Source organism: Litoreibacter ponti (assembly GCF_003054285.1).
Classification (GTDB): domain Bacteria; phylum Pseudomonadota; class Alphaproteobacteria; order Rhodobacterales; family Rhodobacteraceae; genus Litoreibacter; species Litoreibacter ponti.
The window spans coordinates 174604-190850 of the sequence record NZ_QBKS01000001.1 but is presented as its reverse complement, the minus strand read 5'-3'; the positions used below and the strand labels follow the sequence as shown (position 1 = coordinate 190850).

General features: G+C 64.1%; 19 protein-coding genes. 10 read left to right on the top strand and 9 right to left on the bottom strand.

What is annotated here, in order from left to right; genetic code table 11:
- Nucleotides 1-44 precede the first annotated feature (44 nt).
- The 5 genes from C8N43_RS01015 to C8N43_RS00995 all read left to right on the top strand — a co-directional run bounded on the left by C8N43_RS01015 (nucleotide 45) and on the right by C8N43_RS00995 (nucleotide 4108).
- Nucleotides 45-584, top strand: a complete 540-nt coding sequence (locus C8N43_RS01015; RefSeq protein ID WP_107843845.1) for a DUF4329 domain-containing protein — start codon at nucleotides 45-47, stop codon at nucleotides 582-584.
- 86 nt (nucleotides 585-670) lie between these two features.
- Nucleotides 671-1558 carry a metal ABC transporter substrate-binding protein gene (locus C8N43_RS01010; protein WP_107843844.1) on the top strand — a complete coding sequence of 296 codons (888 nt, stop codon included), beginning with the start codon at nucleotides 671-673 and terminating at the stop codon, nucleotides 1556-1558.
- A gap of 11 nt (nucleotides 1559-1569) precedes the next feature.
- Nucleotides 1570-2445 carry a manganese/iron ABC transporter ATP-binding protein gene (locus tag C8N43_RS01005; protein WP_107846179.1) on the top strand — a complete coding sequence of 292 codons (876 nt, stop codon included), beginning with the start codon at nucleotides 1570-1572 and terminating at the stop codon, nucleotides 2443-2445.
- A complete protein-coding gene (locus C8N43_RS01000) occupies nucleotides 2442-3287 on the top strand; it encodes a metal ABC transporter permease (RefSeq protein WP_170114402.1) in 846 nt (281 codons plus the stop codon). Before C8N43_RS01005 ends, C8N43_RS01000 begins: the two co-directional genes overlap by 4 nt.
- A complete protein-coding gene (locus C8N43_RS00995; RefSeq protein WP_107843843.1) occupies nucleotides 3287-4108 on the top strand; it encodes a metal ABC transporter permease in 822 nt (273 codons plus the stop codon). Before C8N43_RS01000 ends, C8N43_RS00995 begins: the two co-directional genes overlap by 1 nt.
- Nucleotides 4109-4185: 77 nt before the next feature.
- Here C8N43_RS00995 and C8N43_RS00990 read toward each other — a convergent pair whose 3' ends face one another.
- From C8N43_RS00990 to C8N43_RS00965, 6 genes are all read right to left on the bottom strand, one after another.
- Nucleotides 4186-4968, bottom strand: a complete 783-nt coding sequence (locus C8N43_RS00990) for an FAD binding domain-containing protein (RefSeq protein ID WP_107843842.1) — start codon at nucleotides 4966-4968, stop codon at nucleotides 4186-4188.
- 15 nt (nucleotides 4969-4983) lie between these two features.
- Nucleotides 4984-7350, bottom strand: a complete 2367-nt coding sequence (locus tag C8N43_RS00985) for a xanthine dehydrogenase family protein molybdopterin-binding subunit (RefSeq protein ID WP_107843841.1) — start codon at nucleotides 7348-7350, stop codon at nucleotides 4984-4986.
- A 61-nt stretch (nucleotides 7351-7411) separates the two neighbouring features.
- Nucleotides 7412-7714, bottom strand: coding sequence for a hypothetical protein (locus C8N43_RS00980; protein WP_107843840.1), 303 nt, complete (start codon nucleotides 7712-7714; stop codon nucleotides 7412-7414).
- 3 nt (nucleotides 7715-7717) lie between these two features.
- Nucleotides 7718-8203: a (2Fe-2S)-binding protein gene (locus tag C8N43_RS00975; protein WP_107843839.1), complete on the bottom strand. Its 486-nt coding sequence runs from the start codon at nucleotides 8201-8203 to the stop codon at nucleotides 7718-7720.
- A gap of 40 nt (nucleotides 8204-8243) precedes the next feature.
- Nucleotides 8244-8747, bottom strand: a complete 504-nt coding sequence (locus C8N43_RS00970; RefSeq protein ID WP_107843838.1) for an SRPBCC family protein — start codon at nucleotides 8745-8747, stop codon at nucleotides 8244-8246.
- Nucleotides 8748-8851: 104 nt separating this feature from the next.
- Nucleotides 8852-10075, bottom strand: a complete 1224-nt coding sequence (locus C8N43_RS00965) for a urate hydroxylase PuuD (RefSeq protein ID WP_107843837.1) — start codon at nucleotides 10073-10075, stop codon at nucleotides 8852-8854.
- 97 nt (nucleotides 10076-10172) lie between these two features.
- Here C8N43_RS00965 and C8N43_RS00960 point away from each other — a divergent pair, with 97 nt between their 5' ends.
- Entirely contained in the window at nucleotides 10173-11075 is a 903-nt protein-coding gene (locus tag C8N43_RS00960) for a LysR family transcriptional regulator (RefSeq protein WP_107846177.1), read from the top strand.
- Here the strand turns inward: C8N43_RS00960 and C8N43_RS00955 are convergent.
- A complete protein-coding gene (locus tag C8N43_RS00955; RefSeq protein WP_107843836.1) occupies nucleotides 11072-11560 on the bottom strand; it encodes an anthrone oxygenase family protein in 489 nt (162 codons plus the stop codon). The genes C8N43_RS00960 and C8N43_RS00955 overlap by 4 nt on opposite strands.
- 94 nt (nucleotides 11561-11654) lie before the next feature.
- Here C8N43_RS00955 and C8N43_RS00950 point away from each other — a divergent pair, with 94 nt between their 5' ends.
- Nucleotides 11655-12236 (top strand): TetR/AcrR family transcriptional regulator, encoded by a 582-nt coding sequence (locus C8N43_RS00950; protein ID WP_245912864.1) that lies wholly within the window; start codon nucleotides 11655-11657, stop codon nucleotides 12234-12236.
- Here the strand turns inward: C8N43_RS00950 and C8N43_RS00945 are convergent.
- Together C8N43_RS00945 and uraH are read right to left on the bottom strand one after the other, a co-directional pair.
- Entirely contained in the window at nucleotides 12224-12991 is a 768-nt protein-coding gene (locus tag C8N43_RS00945; RefSeq protein ID WP_107843834.1) for a DUF2189 domain-containing protein, read from the bottom strand. The two genes, C8N43_RS00950 and C8N43_RS00945, sit on opposite strands and share 13 nt — an antisense overlap.
- 45 nt (nucleotides 12992-13036) lie before the next feature.
- Nucleotides 13037-13390 (bottom strand): hydroxyisourate hydrolase, encoded by a 354-nt coding sequence (gene uraH / locus C8N43_RS00940; protein ID WP_107843833.1) that lies wholly within the window; start codon nucleotides 13388-13390, stop codon nucleotides 13037-13039.
- Nucleotides 13391-13537: 147 nt separating this feature from the next.
- On the opposite strand from uraH, the gene puuE reads away from it, so the two are divergent.
- From puuE to C8N43_RS00925, 3 genes are read left to right on the top strand one after another with little or no spacing between them, the layout of a single operon-like run.
- Nucleotides 13538-14947 carry an allantoinase PuuE gene (puuE, locus tag C8N43_RS00935; protein ID WP_107846176.1) on the top strand — a complete coding sequence of 470 codons (1410 nt, stop codon included), beginning with the start codon at nucleotides 13538-13540 and terminating at the stop codon, nucleotides 14945-14947.
- Complete coding sequence (locus C8N43_RS00930) at nucleotides 14944-15759, top strand: bifunctional allantoicase/(S)-ureidoglycine aminohydrolase (protein ID WP_107843832.1); 816 nt, start codon at nucleotides 14944-14946, stop codon at nucleotides 15757-15759. The genes puuE and C8N43_RS00930 overlap by 4 nt, the downstream gene beginning before the upstream one ends.
- Entirely contained in the window at nucleotides 15753-16235 is a 483-nt protein-coding gene (locus C8N43_RS00925; RefSeq protein ID WP_107843831.1) for an ureidoglycolate lyase, read from the top strand. Before C8N43_RS00930 ends, C8N43_RS00925 begins: the two co-directional genes overlap by 7 nt.
- Nucleotides 16236-16247: the final 12 nt, after the last annotated feature.

Below are 16247 nucleotides of genomic sequence, written 5' to 3'. Positions count from 1 at the left end.
CGCGGATATAGACAGGGCGCAGCGCTTCGCGCTAGGCTCAAGCCATGCTGAGAGTGATCGCCCTTTGCCTCTTGTCCGTGGCACCGGCCGCGGCTGACACCGCCGCACTTGCGCAGGATCGCACCCTGCAGGCCACGGCGCGCCAGCTTCTGACCGGGCTGCAGGCCCGCAGCTTCAAGACCGGGCGCGAGTTTTGCGGGCTGATCGGGCGCACGGCACAAGGCCAGCTGGTTGCGACCAAGAGCTACCGCGGCGGGCTTGATGGCTGCACGCCGCGCAATTTCCGCGACGAGAGCATCGAGCCGATCGCCTCCTTCCACACCCATGCTGCCTATGACCCCGATGCCGACAGCGAGGTGCCGTCCTTCAACGATCTGGTCGCTGACACCGATGAGGGGGTGGTGGGCTTCGTCTCCACCCCGGGCGGGCGGTTCTGGGTGACGATCCCCGAGCAGGACCGGGTGGTACAGATCTGCGGGCTGCGGTGTCTTCCGCAGGACCGCGATTTCGTGGCCGGCGAATGGGGACCGATCGCCAAGAGCTACACGCGCCGCCAGCTCAAGCAGCGGGAGCTGCTGTACTAGCTGCGAATTAATCGCAACTTCCTTGACTTGTTGCAAATCATTCTCATATTCAACCGGTGAGTTTCTGTAATCCGCCGGAGCCCGAAATGCGTCTTGCCCTGCCTGCCGCCCTTGCCGCGATCCTTGCCCTGTGTGCCCTGCCCGTGCATGCCGCCGAGAAGTTCAAGGCTGTGACCACCTTCACCGTCATCGCCGACATGGCGTCGCGGGTCGCGGGGGACGTGGCGACGGTGGAAAGCATCACCAAGCCCGGCGCCGAAATACACAATTACGCGCCGACCCCGCGCGATATCCTGCGCGCGCAGAATGCTGACCTGATCCTGTGGAACGGGCTCAATCTGGAGCTGTGGTTCGAGCAGTTCTTCGGCAACCTGCGCGACGTGCCCTCGATCACGGTCTCCGACGGGGTGGCGCCGATGAGCATCACCCAAGGCCCCTATGACGGCAAGCCGAACCCCCATGCGTGGATGTCGGTCGAGGCCGCGCAAATCTACGTCGACAACATCGCCGCCGGGTTTGCGGAACATGACCCCGAGAATGCTGATACCTACCGCGCGAACGCGGAGGCCTATAAGGCGGAAATCCTCGCAGCCCTCGGCCCCTTGAAGGCCCGGATCGAGGCCCTGCCGGACGAAAGGCGCTGGCTGGTCACGTCCGAAGGCGCGTTTTCCTACCTCGCCCGCGATCTTGGCCTGCGGGAGCTGTACCTTTGGCCGATCAACGCCGACGCCCAAGGCACGCCCAGCCAGGTGCGCGCGGTGATTGATGCGGTGCGCGCGAACAATATCCCTGTCATCTTCTCTGAAAGCACCGTCTCCGCCGCGCCCGCCGAGCAGATCACGCGGGAAACCGATGCGGCCTATGGCGGCGTGCTATACGTCGATAGCCTGAGTGCGGCGGATGGCCCGGTGCCGACCTATCTGGACCTGTTGCGGGTCACCGTGGAGACCATTGCAGAAGGGCTTGAACGTTGATCGAAATCCCCATGGCGGACGGCTCCGGCCTGTGCGCCCATAACATCACCGTCACCTACCGCAACGGCCACACGGCCTTGCGGGACGCCTCGTTCGAGCTGCCGAAAGGCACCATCGCGGCGCTGGTGGGGGTGAATGGGTCGGGCAAGTCGACACTGTTCAAGGCAATCATGGGGTTCGTGCCGACCGCCTCGGGCGAAATATCGATCCTGGGCGGCACCGTCCGCGACGCGCTGCGGGCCAACACGGTGGCTTACGTCCCGCAGGCGGAGGAGGTCGACTGGTCCTTCCCCGTGCTGGTCGAGGACGTGGTGATGATGGGCCGCTACGGCCATATGGGCTTCTTCCGCATCCCCCGCGCCGCAGATCACAAAGCGGTGGAACGCGCGCTGGAGCGGGTTGGCATGCTGGAGTATCGCCACCGCCAGATCGGCGAGCTGTCGGGCGGGCAGAAAAAGCGCGTGTTCCTGGCCCGCGCGCTGGCGCAAGACAGCCGCGTGGTGCTGCTGGATGAGCCGTTCACAGGCGTCGATGTGCAGACCGAGGACGCCATCATCGCGCTGTTGCACGACATGCGCGACGAAGGCCGGGTGATGCTAGTCTCGACCCACAACCTGGGATCGGTGCCGGAATTCTGCGATCGCACGATCCTGATCAAGGGCACGGTGCTGGCTCACGGCCCGACCGAGGAGGTCTTCACCTCCGCCAATCTGGAGCGCGCCTTTGGCGGCGTGCTGCGCCACTTCGTCATGCAAGGCGCCGATCTGCACGATGACGAGGAGGACAAGCGCCGCCTGACGGTCATTTCCGACGATGAGCGGCCGTTTGTGATCTACGACCACCACGATGACGAGGACGAGCGCGAAGACGAGGTGGCCGACAAGTGAGCCCGCTGCTGGAGCCCTTCACCTACAGCTACATGCTCAACGCCATCTGGGTGTCGGGGCTGGTCGGCGCGGTCTGCGCCTTCCTGTCGGCCTACCTGATGCTGAAAGGCTGGTCGCTCATCGGCGACGCGCTGAGCCACTCGATCGTGCCGGGGGTTGCAGCCGCCTACATGCTGGGCCTGCCCTTCGCGCTTGGAGCGTTCTTTGCGGGCGGGTTGGCAGGCGGCGCGATGCTGTTTCTGAACCAGCGTACGGGGTTGAAGGAGGACGCGATCATCGGGCTGATCTTCACCTCCTTCTTCGGGCTGGGATTGTTCATGATCTCGCTCTCGCCCGCGTCTGTGAACATCCAGACGATCATCATGGGCAATGTGCTGGCAATCTCGCCCGGGGATATCCTGCAGCTGGCGCTGATTGGCGGCGTGTCGCTGGTGATCTTGCTGGCCAAGTGGAAGGATCTGATGGTCACCTTCTTTGACGAGAGCCACGCGCGCTCCATCGGACTGCGCCCGGACCTTTTGAAGATCATGTTCTTCACGCTGCTCTCCGCCTCGACCGTGGCGGCGTTGCAGACAGTGGGCGCCTTTCTGGTGATCGCCATGGTGGTGACGCCCGGGGCGACCGCGTATCTTCTGACCGACCGCTTCCCGCGGCTGCTGGCGATCTCCGTGGCGATTGGCGCGGGCAGCTCGATGGTGGGGGCGTATATCAGCTACTTCCTCGACGGCGCGACCGGCGGCGTGATCGTGTGCCTGCAGACAATGCTGTTCCTGCTGGCCTTCCTGTTTGCGCCCAAGCATGGGATGCTCGCCGCGCGGGCGCGTGCCAGGAAGGCGGCGTGATGGAGTGGTCCCTGCCCTTCCAGTTCCCGTTCATGGTGAACGCGATGCTGATCTCGGTGATGATCGCGGTGCCCGCCGGGCTGCTTTCGTGCTTTCTGGTTCTGAAAGGCTGGTCGCTGATGGGCGACGCCATCTCGCATGCGGTGCTGCCGGGGGTGGTGCTGGCCTATATCGCGGGGATCCCGCTGGGGATCGGGGCCTTTCTGGCGGGCATGGCCTGCGCCGGGCTCACCGGGTTCATCGACGAGAACAGCCGCGTGAAGCGCGACACGGTGATGGGCGTGGTGTTTTCGGGCATGTTTGGGCTGGGGATCGTGATGTACACGAAGATCGAGAGCGACGTGCATCTCGATCATATCCTCTTTGGCAACATGCTGGGGATCGGCACCGCGGATCTGTGGCAGACCGGCGTGATCGCGGTGGTGGTCACGGCGCTGATGGCGTTCTTCTGGCGCGATCTGCTGCTGCATGCCTTTGACGAGCAACAGGCCCGCGCCCAGGGCCTGCCGGTGCGGGCGCTGCATTTCGGGCTGCTGGCGGTGATCTCGCTTGTGGTCGTCGCGGCGCTGACCGCGGTGGGGATCATCCTGGCGATTGCATTTCTCGTGGCGCCGGGCGCGATTGCGTTTCTGCTGACGAAACGCTTCGGCGTGATGCTGTGGTTGTCGATGGGAATCGCCACTGTCTCGTCAGTGCTGGGGGTTTACGCGAGTTTCTTTCTCGACAGCGCGCCTGCGCCGACGATTGTGCTGCTGATGACGGCGGCTTTTGTTGCAGCTTTCCTAAACGCGCGCCGCGTGGCGCGGCGCGCGATGGGGTGATCAGACTTTTATGAAAAGTCTGATCGCAAATCCTTCATAAGGATTTGGTCGCAATTTCTCACAGAGAAATTGCCTCCTTAACAGGCCGCGACGGCCCTGCCGGTCATCACCTTCACCAAATGCGCGCGATACGCACCGGTGCCGTGCAGGTCCGAGATCATCCCGTCCGCCGAAACATCCAGCCCGTCCAGCGCCGATGCGGCGAAATTCGCCGACAGCGCCTCTTCCGCTTCGGTCCAGCGGAACACGCCGTCCTCGGAAGCGCCGGTCACAGCCACCCGCACGCCATCGGCGAATTTGGCGACAAAGACCCCCACCAGCGCAAAGCGCGAGGCGGGTTGCACGAACTTCTGGTAATTCGCCTTCTCCGGCACCGGGAATTTCACCTCGGTGACGATTTCGCCTTCTTCCAGCGCGGTGGTGAACATGCCCTGGAAGTAGTCGTCCGCCGCGATCTCGCGCGTGTTGGTGACCACGGTCGCACCGGAGCCCAGCACCGCAGACGGGTAGCACGCGGCCGGGTCGTTATTGGCAACCGAGCCGCCGATCGTGCCGCGGTTGCGCACCGCCGGATCGCCGATGTGCGACGCCATGGCCGACAGCGCGGGGTAGCTGCCATCGGCGGCCACTTCGGCATGGGTCGTGGCCCCGCCGATGCACAGCCGCCCCGCATCGTCACGGCAGATGCCTTTCATCTCGTCGATGCCGCTGAGGCTGACGAGCGTCTCGGGACTGGCCAAGCGCTGCTTGAGCGTCGGGATCAGAGTCTGGCCCCCGCCCAAGGCCTGCGCCTCGTCCGAGGCCAGGGCCGAGACCGCATCCGCGATGGTGGAGGGCCGGGTGAGTTCAAAATTATACATGTCTGGCGCTCCTATCTATTGGCCGTTCATCGCAGCCCAAACCCGGTCGGGCGAGAGCGGCATGTCGATATGGGTGACGTCGTGGCCCGCGCGCTGCAGCGCGTCGATCACGGCGTTGACCACTGCGGGGGGTGAGCCGATGGCCCCCGCCTCGCCGCAGCCTTTCACACCCAGCGGATTGTGCGTGCAGGGCGTGATGCAGGAATGGTCGACCGAGAACATCGGCAGATCATCGGCGCGCGGCATGGCGTAATCCATGTAGCTGCCCGACAGAAGCTGGCCTTGCTCGTCATAGGCGCAATTCTCCAGCAGTGCCTGCCCGATGCCTTGCGCCAGCCCGCCATGGACCTGGCCTTCGACGATCATCGGATTGATGATGTTGCCGAAATCATCGGCCGCAGAAAAGCCCACGACCGCGACCCGACCCGTCTCGGGATCCACCTCGACCTCGCAGCCATAGGCGCCGGAAGGATAGGTGAAGTTGGCCGGGTCATAGAACGCGGTCTCCTCCAGCCCCGGTTCAATGTCTTCGAGCGGGTAGTTATGCGGCACATAGGCCGCGAGGGTCACATCCCCCCAGGCCACCGACTTGTCGGTGCCCGCGACAGTGAAAGCGCCGTCCTTCAACTCGATATCCCCTTCCGAGGCTTCGAGCAGGTGCGACGCGATCTTCTTGGCCTTGTTGATGATCTTCTCGGTCGCGCGCACCATGGCCGAGCCGCCCACCGCGATGGAGCGGGAGCCGTAAGTGCCCATGCCCATCGGGGTCTTGGCGGTGTCGCCATGCACGATGTCGATCTGGTTCTCATCAATGCCGATCATGTCGGCCACCACTTGCGCAAAGGACGTCTCGTGCCCCTGCCCGTGGCTGTGGCTGCCGGTCATCACCGAGATCGAGCCCGTAGCGTTGACCCGCACCGTAGCACTCTCGTAGAGCCCCGCCCGCGCACCAAGCTGGCCCACCAGGTTCGACGGCGCGATGCCGCAAGCCTCGATGTAATGCGCAATGCCGAAGCCGCGCAGCTTGCCGTTCTTCTTGCTCTCGGCGGCGCGCGCCGCGAAGCCCGCGTGGTCCGAGACCTCCAGCAGCTTGTCCATCGTGGCGTGGTAGTCGCCGGTGTCGTATTCCACGGCCACCGGGGTGGCATAGGGGAATTCGGTGATGAAGTTCTTGCGGCGCAGCTCCACCGGGTCGATCCCCATCTCACGGGCCGCCTTATCGACGACGCGCTCCAGCTGGAACGTGGCCTCCGGGCGGCCTGCGCCGCGATAGGCGTCGACAGGCACGGTGTTGGTGAACACCGCCTTCACGTTCACATAGATCAGCGGGGTCTTGTAGTTGCCCGCCATCAAAGTGCCATGCAGCCAGGTCGGAACCGAGGGTGCAAAGGTCGACAGATACGCGCCCATGTTGGCGTGGGTGTCGGTGCGCAGGGCGAGGAAGTGGCCCTCTTTATCCATCGCCAACTCGATCTTGGTGACGTGGTCGCGGCCATGGGCGTCGGACATGAACGCCTCCGAGCGCGACGAGGTCCACTTGACCGGACGCCCCATCTGTTTGGCGGCGAAGGTGCAGAAGGCTTCCTCGGCATAGTGGAAGATCTTGGTACCGAAACCGCCGCCCACATCGGGGGCCACGACGCGCAGCTTGTGCTCGGGGATGCCCAGCACGAAGGCGCCCATCAGCAGGCGGATCACGTGAGGGTTCTGCGAGGTGGTGTAGAGCGTGTGCTCGTCGGTGGAGAAGTCGTAATCGCCCACGGCGACGCGCGGCTCCATCGGGTTGGCCACGAGGCGATTGTTGGTCAGCTCCAGCGTGGTGACGTGGTGGGCGTTCTTGATCGCCTCGTCCACGGCTTCGCGGTTTTCTTCGACGAAGCCCCAATCGTAGCACAGGTTCGAGCTGAGATCGTCATGCACCTTGGGTGCGCCGTCTTTCAGCGCGGACGGCATGTCGATGACAGCGGGCAGCTCGGTGATATCGATCCCAAGCGCCTCGCCAGCGGTGCGGGCCTGATCGAGCGTCTCGGCCACGACCACGGCGATCGGATCGCCCACATGGCGCACCTTGCCTTCGGCGAGGATCGGGTGTTTCGGCTCCTGCATCACCTCGCCGTGGCGGTCGGTGACCTGCCAGCCACAGGGCATGCCGCCGACGCCTTCGAAGTCCTTGGCCGTGAACACGCGCAGCACGCCGGGCATGGCCTCAGCCGCCGCGGTGTCGACGCCATTGAGCGTGCCATGGGCGACGTCGGAGCGGACGAAATGCGCATAAGCCTGATTTTGCAGGTTGATGTCGTCGGTGTACTTGCCGCGTCCCGTCAGGAACCGCAGGTCTTCGCGCCGCTTGGAACTGGCGCCGATGCCTCCATCTTTTGGCATGTCTTATCTCCCGTCATTTTTTTTGTTCTGTCAAAGGCCGGTCCCGCGTGCCGGGGCCGTGCTAAAGCTTACAAATCGCTGTTTGGGCGTTGCCAGTCTTGGGATTGAAAATCCGCAGGCTCCAGCCCGAGTCGAACCGGATGCCGTCGCCACGCAGGGTGCTCGTGATCGTGGAGCACATTTCGGCGGCCTCGCTCTTCGGCGCGTCGATCTTGACGTAGACGGACTTGTCCGCCACCCGGCATCCGCCCTCGGTGACATCGAGGGAATCGAGCCAGCGGCACATCTGCGCCGCCCGGTCGGGATTGGCGAAAGAGGCCGCCGGAACCGCCATCAGGAGCGCCAGCGCAAGAGCCAAGCGCATCCGCTATTCCGCCGCCACGGCGGGCACATCCTGACCGGACGCCGCCATGATCGCCTTGACGATGTTGTGGTAGCCGGTGCAGCGGCAGATATTGCCTTCGAGGTAGTCACGCACCTCCTGCTCGGACGGTTTGGGGTTCTCTTTCAGCAGCGCCGCGGCGGACATCACCATGCCCGGGGTGCAGAAGCCGCATTGCAGGCCATGGTGCTCCTGAAAGGCCGCCTGGATCGTGTTCAACGAGCCGTCGGCGTTGGCCTGCCCCTCGATCGTGTCGACCTGTGCGCCTTCGGCTTCGGCCGCAAACATCGTGCAGGATTTCACGGCCTTGCCGTCCACATGGACCACGCACGCCCCGCATTGCGACGTGTCGCAGCCGACATGGGTGCCGGTCAGGTGCAGGTCATCGCGCAGGAAGGTCGACAGCAGCGTGCGCCCCTCCACCTCGCCGGAGACGGACTTGCCGTTCACCGTCATGGATACCTTCGTCATTCAAATTCCTCCCTAAGTGTCTGTAAGGTGTTGGCGGGTCTCAGCTCACAAGGCGCTTGAGCCAGCCTTTTTTCTTTGTGTCATGGTCGCCCTCGTCGGGCGCGCCTTCCAGAGCGGTCTGGAACCGCTCAAAGAACTGATCGGCCATCTTCTTGGCAAAGCCGTCGATGATGCGGGAGCCGAGCTGGGCGAGCTTGCCGCCCACTTTGGCCTCGACCTCGTAGCCCAGCCGTGTGCCGCCGCCGTCGATGGGGGTCAGGGTGACGTCTGCGCCGCCCTTGGCGAAACCCGCCGGGCCGCCCTTGCCCTCTCCCGAGATGGTCAGGCTGTGTGGCTCAACCATGTCGGTCAGCTGCACCGCGCCTTTGAACGTCGCCTTCACCGGGCCGACCTTCTGGACGACGACCGCCTCGAATCCCTCTTCGGGCGAGCCGGTCATCTCCTGACAGCCCGGCACGCAGGCCTTGAGCACGTCCGCATCAAGCAACGCGGCCCAGACCTCGGCCGGGCTGGCATTGATGTCGCGGTGATCTTTAAGTTCCATCGAGGCCCTCGTTTGATGTTGCACGAGGAAGTTCGGCGCGCGCGCCCCTGCGGTGGTTTGGCAGACTCCCTTGGCCTACAGGCTGGAGCATCACCGATTGTTTCTCAAGAGTTTTCTTCGCCCGCCCCACGGTACCAGCCACGGATCGCCGCCCGCTCGTCCGCCTCGATGAAACTGAGGTTGGCGGGCGGCATGGCGTGGCTGACGCCTGCCTGCAGGTAAATCTCGCGCGCATAGCTTGCGATGTCGGCGGTGGTTTCCAGATGCACGCCCTTGGGGGCCCATCGGATCCCGGGCCAGAACGGCTCGCGCGCGTGGCACATCGAGCAGCGGCCAAGCACGATTTCCTCGACCCGCTCGAAGCCTGGGGCCTGCGCATATTGCGTTGCCACCGGGCCCATCGCCTGCTCTTCCTCCGCCTGCGGGCCGCCCAACGCCGAGAGCCACATGATCGCGATAAACAAAATGACGGTGGCCCCGATGGTCCAGTTCGGCACCTTCTTCTTCATGTGCATCGTGTTGAAATAGTGCCGGATGGTGACGCCCATCAGAAACACCAGCGCGGCGATGATCCAGTTATACTCGGTAGCGAACGCCAGCGGGTAATGGTTGGACAGCATCAGGAAGATGACCGGAAGGGTCAGGTAATTGTTATGGGTCGAGCGCAGCTTGGCGATCTTGCCGTACTTGGCATCCGGGGTGCGGCCTGCTTTCAGATCGGCCACGACGATGCGCTGGTTGGGCATGATGATGAAGAACACGTTGGCCGTCATGATCGTGGCCGTGAACGCGCCCAGATGCAGCAGCGCCGCACGGCCGGTGAAGACCTGCGTGTAGCCCCATGACATGACTACCAGAAGCACGAAGAGCAGGATCATCAGCGTCGTGGGTGTCTCGCCCAAGGGCGATTTGCACAGCGCGTCATAGATAACCCAGCCCACCGCCAGCGACGCCGCGGAGATCAAGATCGCCTGCCACGCTGCCAGGTCGGCGACATTCGGGTCGATCAGGTACAGCTCGGACCCGGCCCAATAGACCACCGCCAGCATTGCCGCCCCCGACAGCCAGGTCGCGTAGCTTTCCCATTTGAACCAGGTCAGATGCTCCGGCATCGCCTCCGGCGCGACCAGATACTTCTGAATATGGTAGAAGCCGCCGCCATGGACCTGCCACTCCTCGCCATCGGCGGGACCGTGGATATTGCGGTTCAGGCCGAGGTCCAGCGCGATGAAGTAGAACGAGCTGCCAATCCACGCGATGGCGGTGATGACATGGAGCCACCGCACCGCGAAGGCCAGCCAGTCCCACATGATTGCCAGATCGTACATCGCGCCGCTCCCTGTTTCGGGCATCTCACCACAGTTGATTACTTTCGCGAAATAGAGAATTCTTGGGGGCAGTTTCAAAAAGTTTTGGAAAATGGCGATGAGCTACGTCGAGACGATCAAGACCTTCCTGCGGGTATTCGATTTGGGATCGATGTCGGCGGCGGCGCGCGATCAGCGGATCTCGCCTGCCGTGGCCTCTGCCCGGATCAACACGCTGGAGACCCAGATGGGGGTGCGGCTATTCTCGCGCACCACCCGCTCGCTCGCGCCGACGGAACAGGGCCGCGTCTTTTATGACGGCGCGCAGCGCATCGTCGAAGCGATCGAGGCGGCGGAGGCCGCGGTCACCGATATGACCCGCTCGCCGCGCGGCACGCTCTTTGTCGCGGCCCCGTTGGGGGTCGGGCGCACGGTTCTGGCCCCCGAGATCCCAGGGTTCAAGAAGCTCTACCCGCTGGTCGACATCCGGCTTCGGCTGTCGGACCGCAAGATCGACCTGACGGCGGAAGGCCTCGACGTCGTATTGTTCCAGGGCAATCCGCCGGACAGCAACCTGATGCTGCGCCGGATCGGGGAGGTGGAGCGTGTCTTGTGCGCCTCGCCGGACTACCTCGCCTTCAAGGGCCAGCCCAAGGATGGCCCGGACCTTGTGGCCCATCACGACTGCCTGAACCTGCGCTACCCCGGCGCGCCGGAGTTTCAGTGGCCGCTCCAGACGCCGGACGGGCCGGTACGCTACGCGGTATCAGGCCCGTTTGAGAGCGATGATGGCGACGTGCTGACGACATGGGCGCTAGGCGGCTACGGCGTGGTCCTGAAGCCTCGCCACGAGGTGGCCGAGCATCTGGCCTCCGGTGCGCTGGTGGAGCTGTGCACTCGGACGCCGCCGCCGCCAGTGACACTGGGCATGCTCTTTGCCCACAAGCGGCATCGCGACCCGAAGCTGCGGCTCTTTCTCGACCATATGGGTCCGCGGATCGCGCAGGCATTGGGGCTTTAGAGCGCCGTCAGGCCAATGCAGGCGAAAAGCAGGGCCGCGCCGGAGGCGAGCGTGCGCATCTGGTTCCAGGACTGCCATTTGCCGGAATAGGCCTGCCAGATCGCCTCTGCTTCCGCCCCGGTTTGCGGGATCGGGGTCACGGCAAGCGCCTCGTTCATCGGCACGTTGATCGCCATGGTCAGCCCTGCACCCAAGATCAGATAGGTCGCGGCTGCCAGCCAGAACCAGATCGACGCGCGGCGATATCCCGCCCTGCGCTGCCACAGGGCGGCAAGGGCCAGCACGACGGGCGTGCCGAAGAAAGTGGGAAAGAAGGTTGCGTTGCGCACGGAGGCGTTCATCGCATTCATCGCCTCGATCGCGCGGGCCGGCGGCATCGTGTCGAGCCCCCACATGGTCGAGCAAACCCACGCATAGAAGAAACCGAAGATGGCCCCCGCGAATAGCGTGGCGGTGATTGAAAGCGGTTTGGTGATGGCAGTCATCGGCGCGACTCCTTTTCCGAATATATCTGTACGGCTTTACATATCCGTATACATATGTTCGGATTTAACGCAAGTCTGTTGGAAGGCCCCGCCCGTGAAGAACCAAGACGCCCGCCGCGCCGAAATCGAAGACGTCGCCCTGCGCGTGCTAGCCGAACGCGGCTATGACGGGGCGTCGATGCTGACGATCGCGAAGGCCGCGAAAGCGTCGAACGAAACGCTTTATCGCTGGTACGGCGACAAGGCCGGGCTGTTCGGCGAGATCGTGAAAGGCAACGCGGCGCAGACGCAGGCGACACTCGACGCGGCCATCGAAGGCGACGATACGGTGGAGCGCGCATTGGCGGCGCTGGCCCCTGTCCTGCTGGGATTGCTTGTGGGCGAGCGGTCGGTCTTGCTGAACCGCGCGGCCGCGAGCGACCCGTCAGGCGTGCTGGGGCAACTGATCGCCAAGGGCGGGCGCGAGGCGGTGTTCCCGCGCATCATCGCGCTGATGACAGAAATCGATCCGGACCGTGCGGGTACGCTTGCGGGGTGGTTTCTCAGCCTATTGGTCGGGGATCTTCAGGTGCGGCGGATTATCGGCACGCTGCCCCCTTTGAGCGCGGAAGAGATTAGCGCGCGCGCCGACGCGGCGTTGGAGGCATTTTGGGTGCTGGCCGCTCAGAGCTCCTGATAAAGCGCGCGGCGGTAGACGTGCCACGTGGCGTGGCCCAGCACCGGCAAGGCCACGAACAGTCCAAGAAACATAGGCGCCATGGCAATGAGCAACAGCACCGCAATGATCGCGGCCCAAAGAAGCATCACCGCGCGGTTGCGCATGACGGTGCGGATCGAAACACCCATGGCGGTCATGAAATCGAGCTCTGCATCGAGCAGCAAGGGCATGGAGACCACCGTCAGAGTGAAGGTGAATAGGGCCACGACCGCGCCGACGATGATCTGGAAACCGATCAGCGACAGGCCCGCGGGGGTTACGAACATATCCCAGGAGGTCGTGATGTTGGTCAGCTGCATGTTGCCCAGAAATAGGGCCAAGGACATGTGGGCGAAGAAGCTCCAGAACAGGAAGATGACCACGAGAAGCGCGCCAATCCAGGGCAGCTGGCGTCCGCGCTCGGCCCAGACGACGGAAAGGACCGCGGCCCATGTCACGGGCTCGCCCGCCTCCAGGCGTCGGCTGACCTCGTAAAGCCCCACAGCGGCGAAGGGTGCCACCAGCGGGAAGCCAAGGCTCATCATCAGCGTCCAGGTGAAGGTGCCCGCGCCCAGATAGACAAGGATCGCGCCGCATAGGGCGTAGAATGCCGAGAAAAACAGCCCGAACGCGGGCGCACGGGCAAAATCACGGGCACCTTCCCGCAAGGCGCGCAAAAGTTCCCAGACCGTGACAGTGCCGATGGTCGGCAATTTCGAGGGGGCGGTGTCCATGCACGTATCGTCGCCCGCGCAAGTGGTCCGTGTCAAATGCGCAGATCAGCTGCCGCGATAGGTCGAGTAGCCGAAGGGCGAAAGCAGCAGCGGCACGTGGTAGTGATCAGGCTCTGACATGCCGAAGCGGATCGGGACCTCATCGAGGAAGCGCGGATCCTCCGGCGGCGTGCCCGACGTGTCGAGATAGGCGCCGGCCTTGAACACCAGCTCATAGGTGCCGGTCTGGAACTTGTCCTCGGGCAGGATCGGGCTGTCGGTGCGCCCGTCGCTGTTGGTCACCATCGTGGCGATCTTGCTGTGGCTGTTGCCGGTGACGCGGTAGAGCACGATCTCCAGTCCCGCCGCCGGGCAACCGCGGGCGGTGTCGAGCACGTGGGTCGTCAGATAGCCAGCCATGAGGGCCTCCGTTTCAGATGTGGCGATGGGCAAGAATTGCCCGAGCGCTTGGCGTGATCCTAGGGGGCGGCGCGGAAAACTCTTTCAAAAACTTTTTGTAACACGCACTGATTGTAGATGATGTAGCGATAATCCATGGCGGATGACATGCAAAGATACCCCAGAGATATGCGCGGCCACGGCGCCACGCCACCCGATGCCAATTGGCCAAATGGCGCGAAGATCGCCGTCCAAATCGTTGTAAATTATGAAGAAGGTGGTGAAAACTGCACCCTGCACGGTGATGCCGGGTCGGAGGCCTTCCTGTCGGAGATCGTCGGTGCCGCATCCTGGCCAGATCAGCGCCACTGGAACATGGAATCAATCTATGAGTACGGCGCACGGGCCGGGTTCTGGCGGCTGCACCGGCTGCTGAAAGACCTGCCCGTGACCGTTTACGGCGTCGCGACCGCGCTGGCGCGCTCCCCCGAACAGGTCGCGGCCATGAAGGACGCGGGCTGGGAGATCGCGTCGCACGGGCTGAAATGGATCGAATACAAGGATTTCGAGCCCGAGGACGAGCGCGCCCATATGGATGCGGCCGTGAAGCTACACTCCGAAGTCACCGGCACGCCACCGCGCGGCTGGTACACCGGCCGCTGTTCGGAAAACACGGTCCGGCTGGCCGCCGAGCATGGCGGGTTCGACTATGTCGCCGACAGCTATGCAGATGATCTGCCCTACTACTTGCGCTTTGATGGCCGGAACCAGCTGATTGTGCCCTACACGCTCGATTGCAACGACATGCGGTTCGCGACGCCGCAGGGGTTCAACTCCGGCGACCAGTTCGAAGCCTATCTGCGCGACAGTTTCGATGCGCTGTACGAAGAAGGAACCGAGGGCGCGCCGAAGATGATGTCCGTGGGGCTGCATTGCCGCCTTGTGGGGCGTCCGGGGCGGGTGCAGGCGCTCAAGCGGTTCATCGACTATGCCAAGGGCTACGATGGGGTCTGGTTCGCCACCCGCGCCGAGATTGCCAAGCATTGGCGCGAGGCGCATCCACCGGTGCCGGTCACCCGCCCGACCTTGATGGACAAGGCAAGCTTCGTGAACACCTATGGCGGCATTTTCGAACACTCGCCCTGGGTCGCCGAAGATACCTGGGCGCTGGAGCTGGGACCCGCCCATGACAGCGCCGTGGGTCTACATAATGCGATGTGCCGCGCGTTCCGCGCAGCCCCCGCGACCCGCCGGCTGGAGGTACTGGACGCGCATCCCGACCTCGCGGGGAAGCTGGCCGCCGCCAAGCGGCTGACGGCGGAAAGCACGTCGGAACAGGCCTCCGCCGGGCTGGACGCACTGACGGATGCAGAGCGCGACGCCTTCACGCAATTAAATGAAGATTATACCGCAAAGCACGGGTTTCCCTTCATTATTGCCGTGCGGGATCATGACAAATCATCGATCCTTGCGGCGTTTGAACGCCGTATCCGCAACACATCGGAGGCCGAGTTCACCGAGGCCTGCGCGCAGGTCGAGCGGATCGCCGAGCATCGGCTGAAGGACATGTTGCCATGAGCTACGCCCTGCCACCGGGTGGCCTGCCCTCGCAATCGGACCCGCTGACCGGAACGGCGATCTTCACAGAAGCCTATGCTTTCTTGCCCGCGGGCGTCATGCGCGACATCGTGACGAGCTTTCTGCCGGGATGGACGGGGATGCGCGCGTGGGTCGTCGCGCGGCCCTTGTCGGGCTTTGCCGAGACGTTTTCGCAATATATCTGCGAGGTCGCGGCGGGCGGCGGCTCCGACACACCGGAAAGCAACCCGGAGGCCGAGGCGGTGCTGTTCGTTGTCGGCGGTACACTGGAGCTGCGCTGCGCGACAGGCACCCATGTCATGGAGGAAGGCGGCTACGCCTACCTGCCCCCGGGCCAGGGCTGGACCCTGCACAATCGTGGCGCGGCCCCGGCGACGTTTCACTGGATCCGCAAACGCTACGAGCCCGCGCCGGGCCTGAGCGCGCCGGAGGCTTTCGTGACCTCGGATCAGGAGGTCGCGCCGACGCCGATGCCCGATTGCGACGGGGTCTGGGCCACCACCCGCTTTGCCGCGCCCGATGATTTGCGCCACGACATGCACGTCAACATTGTCACGTTCCAACCCGGCGGGCTGATCCCGTTCGAGGAGACCCATGTGATGGAGCATGGGCTTTACGTTCTCGAAGGCACCGCCGAATACCTGCTGAACCGCGACTGGGTGTCGGTGGGGCCGGGCGACTTCATGTGGCTGCGCGCCTTCTGCCCGCAAGCCTGCCGCGCGACGGGCGATGGGCCGTTCCGCTACCTGCTCTACAAGGACGTGAACCGCCACGCGAAGCTGCCGTGGTAGTGCGCACGCAGCCCCTGACGGCGGAGGCCTTTGCGCCCTTTGGCGACGTGCTCGACTGTGCGGGCGCACCCGACAAGATGATCAACGAGGGGCTGTGCGGGCGCTTCCACGACCGCGCCCAGCTCGACTTCGCCGATGGGCGCGCCGGGATCAGCCTGTTTCAGGCCGAGCCGCGCAGCTTGCCCTATACGCTGACGCTGGTCGAGCGGCACCCGGAGGGCTCGCAAGCCTTCATTCCGATGAGCTTTGAGCCGTTTCTGGTGATCTGCGCCCAAGATTTGGGCGACACGCCCGGCGAGATTGTCGCGTTTGAGACAGCCCCCGGCCAAGCGATTAACTTTCATCGAGGCACGTGGCACGGGGTGTTGACGCCCCTGCATGCGCCGGGGCTGTTTGCAGTGGTCGACCGGATCGGTCCGGGCGCGAACCTGGAAGAATTCAGACTGGCTGAGCCGGTCTTGATAGAGCGCGGATAACGCGCCGACACG

What these genes read in the sequence shown, in the direction of transcription:
- C8N43_RS01010 (WP_107843844.1), top strand. Translation starts at nt 671, where the DNA reads ATGCGTCTTGCCCTGCCTGCCGCCCTTGCCGCGATCCTTGCCCTGTGT.
- C8N43_RS00970 (WP_107843838.1), bottom strand. Translation starts at nt 8,747, where the DNA reads ATGGAACTTAAAGATCACCGCGACATCAATGCCAGCCCGGCCGAGGTC.
- C8N43_RS00985 (WP_107843841.1), bottom strand. Translation starts at nt 7,350, where the DNA reads ATGCCAAAAGATGGAGGCATCGGCGCCAGTTCCAAGCGGCGCGAAGAC.
- C8N43_RS01005 (WP_107846179.1), top strand. Translation starts at nt 1,570, where the DNA reads ATGGCGGACGGCTCCGGCCTGTGCGCCCATAACATCACCGTCACCTAC.
- C8N43_RS00965 (WP_107843837.1), bottom strand. Translation starts at nt 10,075, where the DNA reads ATGTACGATCTGGCAATCATGTGGGACTGGCTGGCCTTCGCGGTGCGG.
- uraH (WP_107843833.1), bottom strand. Translation starts at nt 13,390, where the DNA reads ATGGCTGGCTATCTGACGACCCACGTGCTCGACACCGCCCGCGGTTGC.
- C8N43_RS00930 (WP_107843832.1), top strand. Translation starts at nt 14,944, where the DNA reads ATGAGCTACGCCCTGCCACCGGGTGGCCTGCCCTCGCAATCGGACCCG.
- C8N43_RS00960 (WP_107846177.1), top strand. Translation starts at nt 10,173, where the DNA reads ATGAGCTACGTCGAGACGATCAAGACCTTCCTGCGGGTATTCGATTTG.
- C8N43_RS00980 (WP_107843840.1), bottom strand. Translation starts at nt 7,714, where the DNA reads ATGCGCTTGGCTCTTGCGCTGGCGCTCCTGATGGCGGTTCCGGCGGCC.
- C8N43_RS00975 (WP_107843839.1), bottom strand. Translation starts at nt 8,203, where the DNA reads ATGACGAAGGTATCCATGACGGTGAACGGCAAGTCCGTCTCCGGCGAG.
- C8N43_RS00945 (WP_107843834.1), bottom strand. Translation starts at nt 12,991, where the DNA reads ATGGACACCGCCCCCTCGAAATTGCCGACCATCGGCACTGTCACGGTC.
- C8N43_RS01015 (WP_107843845.1), top strand. Translation starts at nt 45, where the DNA reads ATGCTGAGAGTGATCGCCCTTTGCCTCTTGTCCGTGGCACCGGCCGCG.
- puuE (WP_107846176.1), top strand. Translation starts at nt 13,538, where the DNA reads ATGCAAAGATACCCCAGAGATATGCGCGGCCACGGCGCCACGCCACCC.
- C8N43_RS00990 (WP_107843842.1), bottom strand. Translation starts at nt 4,968, where the DNA reads ATGTATAATTTTGAACTCACCCGGCCCTCCACCATCGCGGATGCGGTC.
- C8N43_RS00955 (WP_107843836.1), bottom strand. Translation starts at nt 11,560, where the DNA reads ATGACTGCCATCACCAAACCGCTTTCAATCACCGCCACGCTATTCGCG.
- C8N43_RS00995 (WP_107843843.1), top strand. Translation starts at nt 3,287, where the DNA reads ATGGAGTGGTCCCTGCCCTTCCAGTTCCCGTTCATGGTGAACGCGATG.